The organism is Streptomyces sp. NPDC127197 (genome assembly GCF_042672405.1).
Lineage (GTDB): Bacteria > Actinomycetota > Actinomycetes > Streptomycetales > Streptomycetaceae > Streptomyces > Streptomyces flavusporus.
Genome location: NZ_JBHXVG010000043.1, coordinates 23,286 through 38,718, shown reverse-complemented (window position 1 = coordinate 38,718; position 15,433 = coordinate 23,286). Strand labels below are relative to the sequence as shown.

Annotated in this window: 10 protein-coding genes and 3 pseudogenes; 7 read left to right on the top strand and 6 right to left on the bottom strand. The window is 69.9% G+C overall.

Annotation, left to right across the window (positions count from 1 at the left end):
- Positions 1-63: 63 nt before the first annotated feature.
- Positions 64-375, bottom strand: a complete 312-nt coding sequence (locus ACFVJQ_RS38385) for a hypothetical protein (protein WP_385517551.1) — start codon at positions 373-375, stop codon at positions 64-66.
- Positions 376-659: 284 nt separating this feature from the next.
- Positions 660-1,463: a hypothetical protein gene (locus ACFVJQ_RS38380; RefSeq protein ID WP_385790378.1), complete on the bottom strand. Its 804-nt coding sequence runs from the start codon at positions 1,461-1,463 to the stop codon at positions 660-662.
- A 219-nt stretch (positions 1,464-1,682) separates the two neighbouring features.
- Between ACFVJQ_RS38380 and ACFVJQ_RS38375 the strand changes: the two genes are divergently transcribed.
- Positions 1,683-2,258, top strand: coding sequence for an IS607 family transposase (locus ACFVJQ_RS38375; protein WP_385517547.1), 576 nt, complete (start codon positions 1,683-1,685; stop codon positions 2,256-2,258).
- Positions 2,251-3,879 carry an IS200/IS605 family accessory protein TnpB-related protein gene (locus ACFVJQ_RS38370; protein WP_385790376.1) on the top strand — a complete coding sequence of 543 codons (1,629 nt, stop codon included), beginning with the start codon at positions 2,251-2,253 and terminating at the stop codon, positions 3,877-3,879. Before ACFVJQ_RS38375 ends, ACFVJQ_RS38370 begins: the two co-directional genes overlap by 8 nt.
- A 73-nt stretch (positions 3,880-3,952) precedes the next feature.
- Here the strand turns inward: ACFVJQ_RS38370 and ACFVJQ_RS38365 are convergent, their stop codons facing one another.
- Entirely contained in the window at positions 3,953-4,540 is a 588-nt protein-coding gene (locus ACFVJQ_RS38365; RefSeq protein ID WP_385790374.1) for a DUF4277 domain-containing protein, read from the bottom strand.
- A gap of 132 nt (positions 4,541-4,672) precedes the next feature.
- Here ACFVJQ_RS38365 and ACFVJQ_RS38360 point away from each other — a divergent pair.
- Positions 4,673-4,867, top strand: a pseudogene (locus tag ACFVJQ_RS38360) (GNAT family N-acetyltransferase); the annotation flags it as partial.
- 43 nt (positions 4,868-4,910) lie between these two features.
- Here ACFVJQ_RS38360 and ACFVJQ_RS38355 read toward each other — a convergent pair.
- From ACFVJQ_RS38355 to ACFVJQ_RS38345, 3 genes are read right to left on the bottom strand one after another with little or no spacing between them, the layout of a single operon-like run.
- Entirely contained in the window at positions 4,911-6,155 is a 1,245-nt protein-coding gene (locus ACFVJQ_RS38355) for an SWIM zinc finger family protein (protein WP_385790372.1), read from the bottom strand.
- Entirely contained in the window at positions 6,152-9,076 is a 2,925-nt protein-coding gene (locus ACFVJQ_RS38350; RefSeq protein WP_385790370.1) for a DEAD/DEAH box helicase, read from the bottom strand. Before ACFVJQ_RS38350 ends, ACFVJQ_RS38355 begins: the two co-directional genes overlap by 4 nt.
- A 25-nt stretch (positions 9,077-9,101) precedes the next feature.
- A complete protein-coding gene (locus ACFVJQ_RS38345; protein ID WP_385790368.1) occupies positions 9,102-11,330 on the bottom strand; it encodes a plasmid pRiA4b ORF-3 family protein in 2,229 nt (742 codons plus the stop codon).
- Between the two features lie 75 nt (positions 11,331-11,405).
- On the opposite strand from ACFVJQ_RS38345, the pseudogene ACFVJQ_RS38340 reads away from it, so the two are divergent.
- The 4 genes and pseudogenes from ACFVJQ_RS38340 to ACFVJQ_RS38325 form a co-directional block, all read left to right on the top strand.
- A pseudogene (locus ACFVJQ_RS38340) lies at positions 11,406-11,564 on the top strand (dTDP-4-dehydrorhamnose reductase); the annotation flags it as partial.
- A 1,075-nt stretch (positions 11,565-12,639) separates the two neighbouring features.
- Positions 12,640-13,353 (top strand): GntR family transcriptional regulator, encoded by a 714-nt coding sequence (locus tag ACFVJQ_RS38335; protein WP_385517534.1) that lies wholly within the window; start codon positions 12,640-12,642, stop codon positions 13,351-13,353.
- A 36-nt stretch (positions 13,354-13,389) separates the two neighbouring features.
- Positions 13,390-14,556: an NAD(P)/FAD-dependent oxidoreductase gene (locus ACFVJQ_RS38330; protein ID WP_385790366.1), complete on the top strand. Its 1,167-nt coding sequence runs from the start codon at positions 13,390-13,392 to the stop codon at positions 14,554-14,556.
- A gap of 403 nt (positions 14,557-14,959) precedes the next feature.
- Positions 14,960-15,340, top strand: a pseudogene (locus ACFVJQ_RS38325) (ATP-dependent DNA ligase); the annotation flags it as partial.
- Positions 15,341-15,433 lie beyond the last annotated feature (93 nt).

Sequence of the window (15,433 nt, the reverse complement as noted above, 5' to 3'; positions counted from 1 at the left end):
GGGCCTGAACCGGTCTGCACGGCTTTTCTCGTGGCAGCTCGCGCTCCGCGGCCGGCCGCGCCCTCATCGGAAGGAACCGATCATGCCCGCACCCGCGCCGAAACCGACCCGGACTTCGGCAAGCCGTCCTTCGTGCGCCGTTCCGTCACCGCCGCCGACTGGTCCCGGCTGGGTGCCGTCTTCGCATTCATCGCCGCCCTGCACGTCATCGGCTGGAGCATCCTCGTGGCCGTCGTCGCTTCCCAGCACTTCAGCCTGGGCCAGAAGGGCTTCGGCATGGGCGTCGGCGTGACCGCCTACCTCCTGAGGATGCGGCACGCCTTCGACACCGCGGCGGTCGCCCGCCAGGGCGGCCGCGGATTGCAACAGCGGCATGGTCGCCTACTGGGGCGAGGAAGGCGCGTGGCGGCCGCCCTGTGGCGCGGCCGAGGATCGCAAACTCCGAGTACGGGAGTCGCACCAGAATCTGTCGTCCTATGGCGGTCGCTTTCCGGGGTGTCCAGGATCGCAACCGGCGAGAGGGCGATGTCGTCCACATCCCGCACTGTGGCAGTCATCCTCCGGGACGGCCGAGAATCGCAACCGGATACACTCTCCGACTCCGAATCAGGACTGCCGGTGGCGGTCGTCCTCCAGGCCTGGACTTCGCACATGGGGTTTCAGGTTTCCAGCCAGCGGGGGCGGGTTTCGTCGATGCCGAGTAACTCGAGGAGGTGGGCTTGAACGCCGCGGCTGATCAGAATGATTGGCGGGTCGCTGGCTGTTCCGGCTCGCATCTGCAGGCTGGCGAGGTGGTAGAGGATCATGCGTCCGGTTGGGCGGACGGCCCGGTTGTCGGGGTAGAGACCGCGCATCGTCTGATTGCCGCCGAGGGCCTGGCGGACTTGGCGTTCGATGAGGCAGAACACCAGCAGGGCCAGGCAGATCACGGTGATCAGGGCGGAGATCCTGCGGTTGTGCTGCAAGAACACTGGGGCCACGGCGAGCGGGCCCTTGAAGTCGCTGTAGCGGCGCTCGACCCTCGGCTGGTCCTTGTAGCGCACCAAGACCGCCGCGTCGGCCTCGGCGGGCTCAAGGGTGCTCAGCAGCGCGTACCAGCCGTCGGCTGCGGCTTGGCGGGCCAGGATGTCCTGGTCGAAGTGCCAGGTCAGGGTGAGGCGTCCGGCTGTGTCGGCGCCGATGTCGGTGACCAGGCAGGAGGCGATGCGCCGTTTCCTGACGATGACGCCGATCCGGGCGGTGACCTTCTCGGCGGTGCTGTAGCAGCGGCCGCCGCAGGCGTGCTGGAGCTTGTCCAGTTCCTCACCAGCCTGCTGAAGGCGCCGGGCCCGGGCTGCCTGCTGGGCCGTGGCGTTGGCGGTGGAATGGACCAGGATCCGGCGCACCGCGATCTGCGGGTCGCTCTTGCGTGGGCCGGCCAGAGTCTGGGTGTCTTCGCACGCGGTAGCGTCCGCGCTGTTCATGTGGTTTCCCGGCGTCCCGCTCGGCGGTGTAGTCGACCAGAGAGGCTGTCTCGATGTCGAGGTCGGCATACAGGTCATCGGGGATCTTGGCTGCGGGCGCCGGAGCGATGAACCGCACCTGTGCTTGCGCCAGGCCAGCAGGTTGGGGTCTCCACCTGCTGGTCCTGGAAGTCAGGTAAGTGAGCGTAACCATGTATGAGTGAGTGTCGTTGTCAGAGCGTGAATCTGACGGAATGGGCGAAGACGCAGGGCGTGCATCCGCAGACCGCGTATCGCTGGTTCCGTGAGGGGGTGTTGCCGGTACCGGCTCAGCGGGTCGGGCCACGCACGATCCTGGTGAACATCGACGCGAACACCACGCCCGAGGCCATCGGAGGTCTGGGCCTGTATGCCCGCGTGTCCTCGCACGATCAGAGGACCGATCTGGAACGCCAGGTCGCTCGGCTGTCGGCGTGGGCAGCGAAGGCCGGTCACCGAGTCGTTCGTGTTGAGGTGGAGATCGCTTCCGGGATGAGCGGCTGCCGTTCCAAGGCCCGGCGTCTGCTGGCTGATCCGAACGTGACCTGCGTGGTGGTGGAGCACAAAGACCGGCTCGGCCGGATGAACGTCGAGCTTGTCGAGGCCGCCTTGTCCGCGACGGGCCGTCGCCTGCTGGTCCTGGACGACGGCGAGGTCGAAGACGACCTGGTGCGGGACATGGTGGAGGTACTGACCTCGTTCTGCGCCCGCTTGTACGGGCGCAGGTCGGCGAAGAATCGCGCCCGCAAGGCACTGGAAGCCGCCGAACATGGCTGACCTCCGCCCGATCGCCGCGCCGTTCGTGGCTCTCGGCCCGTCCGGTGTTGCGATCCGCGCCCGGCTCAAGGATCTCACGCCCGAGGATGAGAAGGTTCTGCGCTTGGTGGGGGCGCACCTGGGCTCGCTCGCCTCGAAGGACCTCAAAGCGCGTTGCATGGACGGCCTGGAGCACTCCACCGAGTCATGGGCGGCCCGTAAGCGGGACTTGACGGCCGAGTCGTCGTCCAGGTGGGCAGGGTCGATCACGAAGGCCACGCATGACCAGTGGGCGCTCGCCCGGCGCGGCCAGGCCGCACACGTGCAGTCCCTCGAAGCCGGTATCACGACGATCCGGCACCGGCTGTCGCTGCCGGTCGGGGAGAAGGGCACCAAGCGGGCTCCGGGCGGCTACCGCTGCGCGCACGAGTGGTTTAACAAGACGCGACGGCTGCATGTGCTGGAGGACCGGCTCGAGAAGGTTCGGGCCGACCGGGAAGCGGGCCGGGTGCATGTCGTGCGTGGCGGTAAACGTCTGCTCGGCACCCGCCACAACCTCGATGCGGCGCAGCTCACCGAGGCCGAGTGGCGTAAGCAATGGGAAGCCGAGCGCTGGTTCCTCCAGGCGGACGGCGAGTCGGGGAAAAGGTTCGGCAACGAGACGATCCGCATCACGCCCGAGGGCGAAGTATCGATCAAGCTCCCAGTCCCGCTCGCCGACCTGGCGAACGCCAAGCACGGCCGGTACGTACTCGCTGCGCAGGTGCGGTTCCCGCACCGGGGGCAGGAGTGGGCCGACCGCGTAGAGGCCAACCGGGCCGTGGCCTACCGCATCCACTACCACACGGGGCGCGGGCGCTGGTACGTGGACGCCTCCTGGCAGATCCCACCCACCAAGACCATCCCACTCAAAGCCGCCCTCGCCGATGGCGTGATCGGCGTGGACACCAACGCCGACCACCTCGCCGCATGGCGCCTCGACACTCACGGCAACCCGATCGGCCAGCCGCGCCGGTTCTCCTACGACTTGTCCGGCAACGCTCAGCACCGCGACGCCCAGGTACGGCACGCCCTCACACGGCTGCTGAACTGGGCCACGATCTGCGGCGTCAAGGCCATCGCGGTCGAAGACCTCGACTTCCAGGCCGAGAAAACCAGAGAGAAACACGGGCGCAAGCGCCGATTCCGGCAGCTCATCTCCGGCATGCCGACCGGCAGGCTCCGCGCCCGGCTGGCCTCCATGGCCGACGCCACAGGCATCGCGATCATCGCCGTGGACCCGGCCTACACCAGCAAGTGGGGCGCCCAGCACTGGCAAAAGCCGATGGCCACCCTCACCCGTAAGACCACCCGGCACGATGCGGCGAGCATCGCGATCGGACGACGCGCCCAGGGGCACCCGATCCGGCGACGGACGACACCGCCCCGTGCACACCAGAGCGATGTGCACGGGCATCGGACCGTCCAGGCCGACCGGCGCGCCCCGGGGCGTGAGGGACCCCGCCCACGCATTCCCGGACCACGGACACGATCCGTGCCGCCGGACGCGGCGAGTACGCGGGCGACCAGGACCTCCAAAACCGTTCGGGGTGTCCGCAGTGACCAGGTATGGGTCCAAGACTCACTCCTGCTCACTGAATAGGAACGGTAGGAGACCAGCTTCGAGTCGCCGACCATCAGGAAGTCGCGGGGTGCGGCCAGCTTGCGTAGGGACGTCATCGCCCCGACGGCCTGGGCGACTTCGCCGCTCCGCCGTCGTAGGCGCGGTGGAAGACGGGGATGCCGCCATCACCGGAGATCGCGATCCCGGCCTGGATCTGCTTGAGGTCTGTCCTGCGGTCTTTCGGATGACCGTACTTGACCTGCGGGAATCCATCCTCCAAGTCCTCGTGGGCGCCATGCAGGGAGATGCTGGTCATGTCACAGTGCAGGCGCGAGACATCGATACCGAACTCGGCGATCGCGCTCGCTCCCACACTGCCGACGATGCCGTCCAGCTGGGGCGCGATCGCGTCCAGAGCATGGGCGATACGGTCGCCGTTGAGCAGATCCGCCTCGATCCCGAAGACCTCCCCCACGGCCCATTCACGGGCCCAGTCACCGACCCGCACCAGCGGGGCGGGCGCGGACAGCCTGTTGGCCACCAGCACCTCGATGACCTGCCCATGGGTGAGATGCGCGATCGCACGGACCGGGCACAGCTCGTCGACGATCCCGGCCACGTCCAGCTGGCGCAGAAACTCGGCAGAGGCAGGCAGCGCACCCAGACGCCTCTCCACCCCGGGCGCGATCTCCACATTCATCCGTGGACGCTGCACCCGTGGCCGTTTGGCACGCGAAATCTTCGACACATCACATCAACGACTACACCGACAACCAGACACCGCTCACACCTCGATCCAACCGGACGAGGCATGTGCGGAGGACGGGTCTAGGTGAGCCGGGCCGCGCTGGCCAGGGGCGCGACGGAGGTCGTGCTGTTCACGGATCTGGCCAACCTCACCAGCAACGCCCTCTACCAGCGAATCGAGTACCGCCCGGTCGTCGGAACGCGACCGGCACGGCGAACACCTCTGCCACCAGGGAACTTCTCCGGCGACACCGCACTGCCGGGAGTCTGGTCGACGTGAACTTGTGGGCTGAGGCGGCGGGTTCACAGGTCTGTCGTACGCGTCACTCCTCGGTCTGCTGCCAGACGGAGGTGAGTGCCGTGACGGGGTCAGGGTCGGCCGGCGCCGCTGGCCACCAGTCGCCGTCATCATCCTGGCGGTAGGGGTACCAGCGGGCGTCGGGGCCCAGGCGCAGCTGGATGCCGTGATTGGTGAGAGTGAGGCGGTTGCGCCAGGCCCTGAGCGGGACCGGGGTGGTGGTCATTTCGGTGAGGGCCTCGGTCAGGAGGGTGCGGGCGGCCGTTATCGCCGTCGGGTCGGGGGTGTGGGGCTGTTCGGCGACAGTGACGCCGGTGGGGCCGCCGTGGCGCCAGGCGCGGGTGAGGCGGGCGAACGCGGTCGGTTTGGCGCCGGTGTTCTGGTTGAGGCGGTGGAACCATTCGGGTCCGGGGGTGTTCGCGGCGATGCGAAGTGCGTCCTGGTACTGGGTCAGGTGCAGGCTCGTGGTGTCGCCTGTGAGCAGCCGTGCGGCGCGTGCGGCGGTGTCGGCCATGAGGCGTTCGAGGTCCGCCGTGGACAGACCGGTGTCGGGTGGCGGGGCGGCGGGCAGTGCGGTGGCGTGCGGGGCCGGTTCGGGGAGTTCGGGAAGGAGTGGAGTGTGTTCGGCCAGGGCGGTCCAGGCTGCGTAGGCGCCTGCGGCCGGGAGGCCGGCCGGGGCCGGTGGGGTGAAGGTCGTCTGGGCGGCCGTACGGCGGGCGCGCAGCTGGGCGAGGACCTCCTCGCGACTGCGGCCGCGCAGCGTGAAGAGCACGAAGGGGTCGGTGTCGATGGTGGCGGCGATGGCGTAGCAGAGCGCGGCGGCGTGTTTGCAGGGGTAGCCCCAGTCGGGGCAGGAGCATTCGGGGTCGAGTTCGGTGGGTTGCGGGAGCAGGGGGACATCGGCATGGCGGGCGTCGTCGACGAGTTCGGCGGGCATCTCGCCGTCGAGGAGTGCGGCGAGGTGCGCGGCTCGGGCTGTGATGGTGTCGAGAACCGTGTCCCACTGGGCGTCGGTGAGGACGGGCAGCTGGACGGCGGAGCGGTAGGGGTGGGGCCTGCTGCCCTGGACGGTGGCGTTGACCTGGCCGGGGGCGATGGTGACGGGGCCGACCATGCCCTGGCGGGCGTAGGTGCGTCCGCGGGACAGTCGCCCGGCGTCCAGGGTGGAGTTCTCCAGGGCCGCTACCCATGCCTGCCCCCACCAGGTCGTGGCGAAGGCGCGCCTGCCGCGGGTGGGCGCGCGGCGCGGGCCGGGGACGGAGGGGCTCATGACTGTCTCCCCAGAGCGACGAGTTCGGCGAGATCGGCGTCGGACAGTTCGGTCAGGGCGGCCTCACCGGAGCCGACCACGGCGTCGGCGAGCGCGCGTTTGGATTCGAGAAGCTTCGCCACCTTGTCCTCCACGGTTCCCTCCGCGAGGAGTTTGTGGACCTGTACGGGTTTGTCCTGGCCGATGCGGTAGGCGCGGTCGGTGGCCTGGTCCTCGACCGCCGGGTTCCACCAGCGGTCGTAGTGCACGACGTGGGTGGCACGGGTGAGGTTGAGGCCGGTGCCCGCGGCCTTCAGGGAGAGCAGGAACACCGGTACCTCGCCGCGCTGGAAGCGGTCCACCATCTCCTCGCGCGCGGTGACGGGGGTGCCGCCGTGCAGGAAGAGGGTGGGGACCCCGCGTTCCGCGAGGTGCTTCTCCAGCAGGGTCGCCATCTGCTTGTACTGGGTGAAGACCAGCACCGACTCGCCTTCGGCGGTGATGGTGTCGACCAGTTCGTCGAGCAGCGCCAGTTTGCCGGAGCGGCCGTGCAGTGGTGTGGACTGGCGCAGGTACTGGGCGGGGTGGTTGCAGATCTGCTTCAGCGCGGTGAGGAGCTTCAGGATCAGGCCACGGCGGGCGATGCCCTCGGCTTCGGCGATCTTCGCCATGGTTTCGCGGACCACCGCCTCGTACAGGCTTGCCTGCTCGGCGGTCAGCGGCACGACACAGTCGGTCTCGGTTTTGGCGGGCAGTTCGGGCGCGATCCCCGGATCGGACTTTCTGCGGCGCAGCAGGAAGGGCCGTACGAGACGGGACAGGCGTTCGGCAGCCTGCGGATCCTCGCCCGACTCGATCGCGCGGGCGTGGCGGTCGCGGAAGGCGGTCAGCGGGCCGAGGAGTCCGGGGGTGGTCCAGTCGAGGAGCGCCCACAGTTCGGAGAGGTTGTTCTCCACGGGGGTGCCGGTGAGGGCGACGCGGGCGCGGGCGGGCAGGGCGCGCAGTGCACGGGCGGTGACGGCGTAGGGGTTCTTGACGTGCTGGGCCTCGTCGGCGGCGATCAGCGACCAGGTGTTCTCGGCGAGGGCCTCCCGGTCGCGGCGCAGCACTCCGTAGGTGACCAGAACGATCTCGTCTCCGGTCAGGTCCTTCAGGTGGCGGTCGCCGCCGTGGTAGCGGCGCACCGGCGTGGCCGGCGCGAACCGGGCCGCCTCGCGCTGCCAGTTGCCGAGCAGGGAGGCAGGGCAGATGACGAGCGTGGGTCCCGCGGTGGTGGGGTCGGTCTGGCGGTGCAGGTGCAGAGCGAGCAGGATGATGGTCTTGCCCAGGCCCATGTCGTCGGCGAGACAGCCGCCGAGACCGAGCTCGCACATCTCGGCGAGCCAGGCGAGGCCCCGTTTCTGGTAGTCGCGCAGCGTGGCCTTCAGGGCGGCGGGCTGGGCGGCGGGGGTGCGGGATTCGGGGTCGCGGATACAGGCGACGAGGTCGCCGAGTGCCCCCACCGCCGCGCAGGCGATCGTCTCCCCATCGCGCTCCGCCTCGCCGGTCAGCGCGGCGCCCAGCGCCTCCATGGGGGTGAGCGGTTCCATCCGGCGGCGCCTGGCGCGGGCCACCAGCTTCGGGTCGGCGACCACCCACTGGTCGCGCAGTCTCACGAGGGGTCGGCGTGCCTCGGCGAGGGCGTCCATCTCGGCCTCGGTAAGCGGTTCGCCGCCGAGCGAGAGTTGCCAGCGGAAGTCGAGGAGGGTGTCGGCGTCGAGCAGGCCGCCCGCGCTGGAGCCAGGCGCGGTGCGTTGCCCGATCTCCGCGACCGCGGTGAGTGCCTTGACCAGCTCGCGCGGCCAGTGCACGTCGATACCGGCGGCGCGCAGGGTGTCGGTGGCGTCGCCCAGCAGGTCGAACGCCTCGTCGTCGGTCAGCCGCAGCTGGTCCGGAGCGGCGTCCTTCAGCAGCCGGCCCAGCGGTGGCCAGACGCGGGCGCCGCGGCGCAGGGCAAGCAGCGTCTCGGTCGCGGCGCGCGGGCCGAGCAGACGCTCGGTCTCGGCTGGTTCGCTCCACAGCCGTGCGGCCTCCACCACGAGCGCCGGATCCGCCGCGGTGTGCAACTGCAGGACGGCTCGGAACTGCCGGCGCCGTCCCTCGGGTACGTCGACCCGCAGTGAAACCCTGACGTCGGCGGTGAAGGCGGCGGCGGTCTCCTCGGCCCACGCGCGCAGGGCGGGCACGGCACGTGTCTCGCGCCAGGCGTACGGCAGCGCTCCCATCGCGAGTGGTGCGGCCGGAGTGCGGGTCAGTTCATCGGCGACCGTGTCGCAGAACTGGCGTACCAGCGCGGCCGGTTCGGTGATCCGCAGCGGGGCCGAACCCGGCTCCGGCAGGCAGTGGGCGTGGGGTGGGAAGGCGGCGGCCAGGGCGTCCAGCGTCCGACGCTGGGCGGCGGTGAAGGGGCCCGCCTGCCAGGTGTCGTAGCCGGCAGGGGTGAGGGCCGGGTGGAGACGGCCGTCCGCGAGCAGCCGCAGCGACAGGCGGGCGGCGGCCTGCCAGGCGGCGGCGGACGGATGCGGCGGTTGTCCCCCGGACAGGGCGGCCACGGCGACGGCGGCGGGCAGGGCGTAGCCCTCCACCTTGCGCCGCCTGACCGAGCGGCCGTGCGGCAGCACCAGCTCCACCAACTCGGTCCCGAGGCCCGCGGGCGGCGTGCCGTCGGCGGCGGCTGCCCCGACGGGCTGCCACAGCAGCAGCCGCCCCAAGCGGGCCAGCTCGCCGGGCAGGAACACCGCCGCCCAGCCGCCGTCGAGCAGACGCTTCGCGAAGGCGGCTGCCTCCGGCACGGCCAGAGGCGGCGTACTCCTCGTGCCGGTGCTCGGCTCACGTACGACGACTCGTGCCACTCTCTTCCGCCCATCGTTTTCCAGCAGTGCCCACCGCGCCTCGCACCTCATCCACCAGCGGGGTTCGGGCCCGTCGTCACCGGCGCGAGCGCGCCTTGTTCGCCGCGGCACGCATGCGTTTGGCGAGCTGCTTGTCCACGCCGCGCAGGCCCTCACCCAGTTCGGCGAGCACCTGGGCGGTGGCCGGGTGCTCCACTCGCCACAGGTCGTCCACCCGATGCCCGAGGGCCTCCGGCATCGTGGTCCGGTGCTCCAGAAAGCCGCGGACCAGCTCCTCGCCCTCCTGGGCAGTGACGAAGAGCGAGAGCCCGTCGATGAACAGCCACAACCCGGCCGCCTCCGCCCGCGCCGGGTCAACACGGGCCTCTTGTCCGGAGCGCGCACCCAGGGTCGCGGTGGCCACCTGGCGGCATCCTTCGACGTCGGAGTCCGCTGCCTTCCGCAGTACTCGCAGTGCCCGGGGGTCGTCGAGGCCGGCCAGCACCAGCCGGGCCACGGCGCGCTTCGCCGCGGCCTCGGGGTCGTTCCCCGCGCAGGCGTCCAGGAGGCCCACCGCGGCATCGGCTGCGGAGCGATGGCGCAGCCACCCTTCGACCTCCTGGCGCATCTCCTCGGGGGAGTGGCCCCGGAGCCCCTGGAGCAGAGCGTCGGCGTCCGCTTCGGCGTACTCACCGAGCAGCGGCGCGGGCACACCGCATTCCATCAGGTAGGCACGCAGCCCGTAGCGGCCGAGCGGGGTGAGCCGCATGCGGTCCCCGCGCCTGTCGTCCCGCGACCGGTCCGACGCCGCCGCCGAAGTTCCTGAACTGCCCAGTTCCTGTCCGCCCGCGGCGTTCAGGAGTGTGCGCAGAGCCTGCTCGGCCGGATCGTCGCCATCACCGGGCTCGTACTCCACCGCGCCCAGCAGGGTGAGCTCTTTCCCCAGTTGCCGGAAGGACGCCGCGAACAGCGCCTGGAAGAGATCGAACTCCGGCCCGTTCTCGCCCGCCTCACGGGCCTTGGCGCGCAGGTCGTCGACATCCGCCCAGGCGTCGTCCGGGGCGTTGTACAGCAGCCCGACCAGTCCGTCGGCGATCCCGGCTGTCAGCTCGCCCAGCTCACCGTGCCACCCGTCCAGCACCCCCGTCTCACCGATCTCCTCCAGCAAATCGCCCATCGTGGCGGCCCAGAACTCCAGAAGGTCCTCGTCGGCGAAGTCGGTCGCCGCGCCACCCCACGCGCGGCCCCCGCTGATCGTGATCATCCCGCCGTCCACGGCGAGCCGCCATGGATCGTCGAGAACGGCCACGTCCTTGGCGCTGCGCAGCGATTTCAACGCACGAGCCCGCCCGACGGCATCAGCGTACGGTGAGTCGCCGTCGGCCAGCTTCCACAGCTGGAGCTCCTCGACGGCCTCACGGGCGAGCGCGGGCCGCAGCACGCGGCCGCCGGTGACCTGCCGTCCCTCGCGGCACCAGGCGGCGAGCCGCAGCGCCGCGTCGAAGAGCGGGACACCCCGCACGGCGGCGACAAGGTCCTCCTGCGGAGCCAAGGTCACCGGGCGCAGCACAGGCACACCCTCGGCCGGTTCGTCGACTCCGGCGCCGACCGGGCACTGCCCGCAGGTACACGGCGCCACGTCCTCGGCGGTCAGCCAACGGACGCCGCAGTGCCCGGTCCGATCACGGGCCGGGGGCTTCGCTGTACCGGACACCATGTCCGGCGTCAACTGGGCCAGCCGCGCGGTCATCCCGTCCCGGTCGAAGGCCGCCGGGTCGTAACCAGCCGCCCGCAGCTCGGCGACGAGTTCCCCGTGAGGGCCGTGCCCGGCCTTGTCCGGGGCCTCGAGCAACTCCAGCACCTCGGCCAGTCCCCACACGCCGCCGATGTCCTCGGCCGGTACATCGGCGCGACGCCCGCCGACGCAGCGCACCGTCCGCTCCGCGCCCGCCGGACGCGGCAGCGCCTTCTCCAGCGTGATCCTGTGCTCCCAGTCATCGCCGAAGTCGTAGACGTAGTGCAACCGCGCTCCCTCCTCGGCCAGCACGTCGCCGAGCGCGGTGGCGTACTCGTCACCGACCCCGCGGCCGAAGCCGGGACCGATGTCGGTGAGTCGGGCCGCATCACCGTACCCCCGGCCGAACTCGTCGGTGAACAGGTGCAGATGGCCACCGTGCCATCCGAAGGCGACCTGGATGGCGTCGTGCAGCGTCCCGAGCGAGGTGTCGGACGGCAGCACAAGGCGCCGCCACAGGGGCGGTCTCGTACCGTGCAGCACGATCTTCAACTGGAGATCGGACGGGGCCGTCTTCCCGTCTGGCCGCATCTGCTGCTCCCACCGCAACGGGGCTACTCGAACGGCCCCATCATGGCGCTGTCGGTGTGCCCTGCTCAAACCCGGCTGATCGCCCGGCGCGATGGTCTTGACGGCGCGCGGCTGCCCGCCGGGCGACGAGCCGATTCCTCCCTGCCTGGGGCCCTCGACGTACGCCTCGACAGCGGCGCAACGCAGGAGCGGTTGCGGACCAGGCTCCGCGGCGCCCGCGAGTTCTTTCGCTGAGGCCGCGATGACCAGCTGTCCCTGAGCAAAATGGCCAACCACCGTTGAGCATCGGGCGCTCACCAAGGGGCTTCCCGACGTTTTCTGTCCAGCTATCGCTGCAGGCCACAGTCGGCCCTCGCCGCCACCCTGCCCCGGGACAACTCCGGGCACTGGCAGGAGACGGCCGCCCGGGCCACCGAGGCCGACACCGTCCGGCCCGTGCATCTGGTCGGATCCGCTCAGCGCGCGGGCCAAGCCGGTACGGCGTAGATGTGGCTGTGTGGTCCTGACGCCTCCGATCGAGCCGATGCTTGCCGAAGCCCGGCGAGCACTGCCGCCCGACGGCACGCTGCCCGGCTCACTCCAGTACGAGCCGAAGTTATGGGCAGGGTTTGTTCTTGTCCGCTGTCCGAGACAGAGCGCGAGCTGGGCTTTTCGGATTCGGTACGGCAGGAGTTGGCCGCTGCAGCACGCGGCGGCGTCGGGATATGGCTGGCCGCGTCCAACGGTGCGTCACACCTCGGACCAGACCTCGGCCTTTTCGTCCAATCCGGCGCGCTTCCCTCGGTCGCCGCGAAAGCGCGGTTGCGGGGGACGAAGGACCCACAGGACCAGGTGATCAGGACCTCGTTGATCGGCAGCCCGGGCGCGTTGCACCGGCTGCCAATCCGGTCCTGTTGGCACCGGCTTCTTCTCAGGAGGGTGGCTGATGAATAGCTCCTTGGCGAACCTGCTATTGACCGGTCAATTCGCTGATTGTACGGTCTAGTTGTGCGGCGCTGCTCGCCGCGCAGCCAGGCGGGAGATCGACATGACGAATCAGGCAAGGCCCAGCCCCCTGGCACTCGACTGCCGACTGAAAAGGATCTCCACCGTCGGTACGGTGGCGGCCGCGCCGGGGGGCCCTGCGCGTCCTCCGCGAATCGGCGGAGGCGGGTCCGATCACTCGTCATCGGCGTTCCGGAACGCTCCAAAGGAACCCGCGCCGGCTCGTCTCCGGGGTCACAGCGCCCCGCCAACAAGGCGCGGACGCCGGAGAACTGGCTGGTCAGCTCGCCATCACCAGTCAATTGACTGAATGTACGGTCTAACCATGACCGTGCCACTTTACGTACAGATCAGGCGAGAGATCGAAGCGAAGATCCGGGCCGGGGATCTGCCTCCCGGTGTGCGACTGCCAACCGAGAAGGACCTCTCCACCCAGCACGGCGTCAGCCGTGCCACGGCCCAACGCGTCCTCAACGACCTGGCCGAGGCGGGGCTGGCGGTCCGCCGGCGGCGCCACGGGACGTTCGTCGCAGACGTGATGCGGCAGATCAATCTGCTCAACTTCGTTACCCCCGCGGCAGCCGCAAAAGGCGCACCGGGCAGACACGAAGTCGTTTCCGCGCGGATCGTCAGGGCCGCCGATGCCATCCTGGCCCTCCCTGGCGCCTCCGCCGACACGGCCGTAGTGGAACTGGTCCGCCGCAAGCTCGACGTGCGCGAGGAGCCACAGTCGGTCGAGCGGCACGTCGTTCTCTTTGCAGCGGCTCCCGACCTGCTGAACGAGAACCTCGAAGACCTCGTCACCCTCCCGTATCTCCAGCGCAGAGGAGTACCGATCGATGCGGTCCGGCTCTACCTCGACCCGGTGACCATCGACGACCACGACGCCGCATTGCTGCACAGCGAGATCGGAACACCCGCGCTGATGAGGCGCAGGGAGTTGCGTGCCGATGACGGAAGCACCGTCGAGGTGGTCACGACCCTCGTCCGTCCGGGAACCGCCGAGTTCTTCTTGGAGCTTCCCGTCCCTGCCCCATGAGCAGCGTGTGGCTGCCAGGAAGGAAGTGCGTGAACAATGAAGATCATCGTCATCGGTGCCGGCGTGCTGGGCGTGAGCGTCGCGAGGCACCTTGCCGTCGTCGGCGTGGACGTTCTCCTGCTCGATCAGTGGGGAGCCGGCACCGGTACGACCGCGACCACCTTCGCCTGGACCAACTCCAGCCGGAAGCTCGACCCGGACTACCACCGGCTGAACCTCGCGGGGATGGAGGAGCACGCCAGGCTCGCCGAGCAACTGCGCGGCGCGCCGTCGTACTTCCCCAGCGGGGCGCTGCAGTGGGCGGACGCCGCAAGCCAGCAGCGGCTCACCGACAACGTGGAACGACTGCAGTCCCTGGGCTACCCCGCACACTGGGTCACGCCGGACGAAGCAACTCGGATCGCAGGCGAGCTCCGCATCCCGGCGACCATCACGTCCATCGCGCACTTCTCCAGCGAGGGATACGTTCTGCCGGATCTCTTCGTGGGCAACTTGCTGGCGGATGCCGAGCAGCACGGAGCCAAGTTCGCGATCGGCGAGGTCGTGGCCATCGATGACAGGCCTGACGGAGTGTCCGTCACCCTGGCCGGAGGCCGGGTCTGTACAGGCGATCGAGTCGTCCTAGCGGCAGGCCGCTGGACAGAACGGCTCGCCGCACGGGCCGGGATCGACATTCCCATGGTGACGGATGTCGGTCGCGGAGCGCAGACCGTCGGTCTGCTCGGCTACTCCAGGTCCCCGGAACTCGACCTGCGCTGTGTGATCCACAGCCCCGGCCTCAACCTCCGCCCCACGGCCGACGGGCATACTGTGCTGCAGGCTCTCGATCTGAACGGTGACGTCGATCCGGCAGACCCTCCGTCCGCGGACGGGGACCTGGCAAGCACCCTCGTTCGGCGGTTCTCCACACTGCTGACCGACCCGAGCCGGGCACCGAAGATCGACCTGCGCGTCGGCTTCCGGTCACTGCCCGCAGACGGCCACACTGTCGCCGGCTATGCCTCCGCGCAGTCCCGCATCTACTGCCTCGTCTCGCACAGCGGGGTCACCTTGGCGCCGATCCTGGGGCGGCTGACCGCGACCGAGATCACAACCGATCAGGAACAGGACCTCCTGCGGTCCTTCCGGCCCACCCGATTCACCGGCATACAACGCTCGGACATCGAGGTGGATCAACACGCCACCAGCCTGGGTGAGCAGTAGCCGACAGCCCCACCGCGATTCCCGGAAGGCCTGATGGCATGACAGCAGTAGACACCCGCGACACCATGCGGAGGGCGTTGATCCGTCTCCGGGAACGCTGGAGCCATCTCGGTGCCGCGCCTCCACGGAAAGGACGCCAGCAACACGGAGAAGTAGCGGTTCAGTTCCACGTCACAGTCGCCCGCCGGACTGATCAGGAACGGCTGCCCCTCGGGTATGCCCAAGTCGTCCAACCGCTGATCAAGACCAACAAACAGCGCGCTGAACTCCCGCATGAACGGGGTCACTTCCTGCGACCACACCAGGTCTCGGCGAGTGAAGTGCACCCGCCATCCCGTGATCGACATGGCGCTGGACAATGGCTCCTGGACAGCTCAACAGCGCATAACCCAAGTGGGACGGCTACCGTGCCCAGCTCGCGTACGCGGGCGGGCGGGTGCTGCTGCGCTCACGGCGCGGCACGGACATGACGGCCTCGTTCCCCGAGATCCGCGCGGCCTCCCTCACGCGGGTACCGGCGGACACCGGGCTCGATGGCGAGCTGGTGGTGTGGGAGCGGGACCGGCCGGCGTTCGAGCGGCCGCAACAACGGCTCGACCGGCGCGGGGCAGCAGCTGCCGCTCAGGCGGCCCGGGAGTGGCCGGCGCACTTCCTGGCCTTCGACTTGGTCCACGCAGGCGCCGACCTCACTGGCTGGCCGTACGCCCGGCGCCGTGCGGCGTTGGAGTCGCTGTTCGCTGAGCGCGGCCTGACGGCGCCGTGGGTGCTGTGCCCGCGGTACTAGTCGTTCCGCCAGAGGAGGTAGTGCCTGCAGTGGGCTCCACGTTCACCGGGGGTCCCTTGGGCCCGCTCGGGCACGCGGGCTCTCCGCTGCCGC

Excerpts from the sequence above, each read along its gene's own strand:
- ACFVJQ_RS38385 (WP_385517551.1), bottom strand. The coding sequence starts at position 375 with ATGCCGCTGTTGCAATCCGCGGCCGCCCTGGCGGGCGACCGCCGCGGT.
- ACFVJQ_RS38380 (WP_385790378.1), bottom strand. The coding sequence starts at position 1,463 with ATGAACAGCGCGGACGCTACCGCGTGCGAAGACACCCAGACTCTGGCC.
- ACFVJQ_RS38370 (WP_385790376.1), top strand. The coding sequence starts at position 2,251 with ATGGCTGACCTCCGCCCGATCGCCGCGCCGTTCGTGGCTCTCGGCCCG.
- ACFVJQ_RS38365 (WP_385790374.1), bottom strand. The coding sequence starts at position 4,540 with ATGAATGTGGAGATCGCGCCCGGGGTGGAGAGGCGTCTGGGTGCGCTG.
- ACFVJQ_RS38355 (WP_385790372.1), bottom strand. The coding sequence starts at position 6,155 with ATGAGCCCCTCCGTCCCCGGCCCGCGCCGCGCGCCCACCCGCGGCAGG.
- ACFVJQ_RS38350 (WP_385790370.1), bottom strand. The coding sequence starts at position 9,076 with ATGAGGTGCGAGGCGCGGTGGGCACTGCTGGAAAACGATGGGCGGAAG.
- ACFVJQ_RS38345 (WP_385790368.1), bottom strand. The coding sequence starts at position 11,330 with ATGCGGCCAGACGGGAAGACGGCCCCGTCCGATCTCCAGTTGAAGATC.
- ACFVJQ_RS38335 (WP_385517534.1), top strand. The coding sequence starts at position 12,640 with ATGACCGTGCCACTTTACGTACAGATCAGGCGAGAGATCGAAGCGAAG.
- ACFVJQ_RS38330 (WP_385790366.1), top strand. The coding sequence starts at position 13,390 with ATGAAGATCATCGTCATCGGTGCCGGCGTGCTGGGCGTGAGCGTCGCG.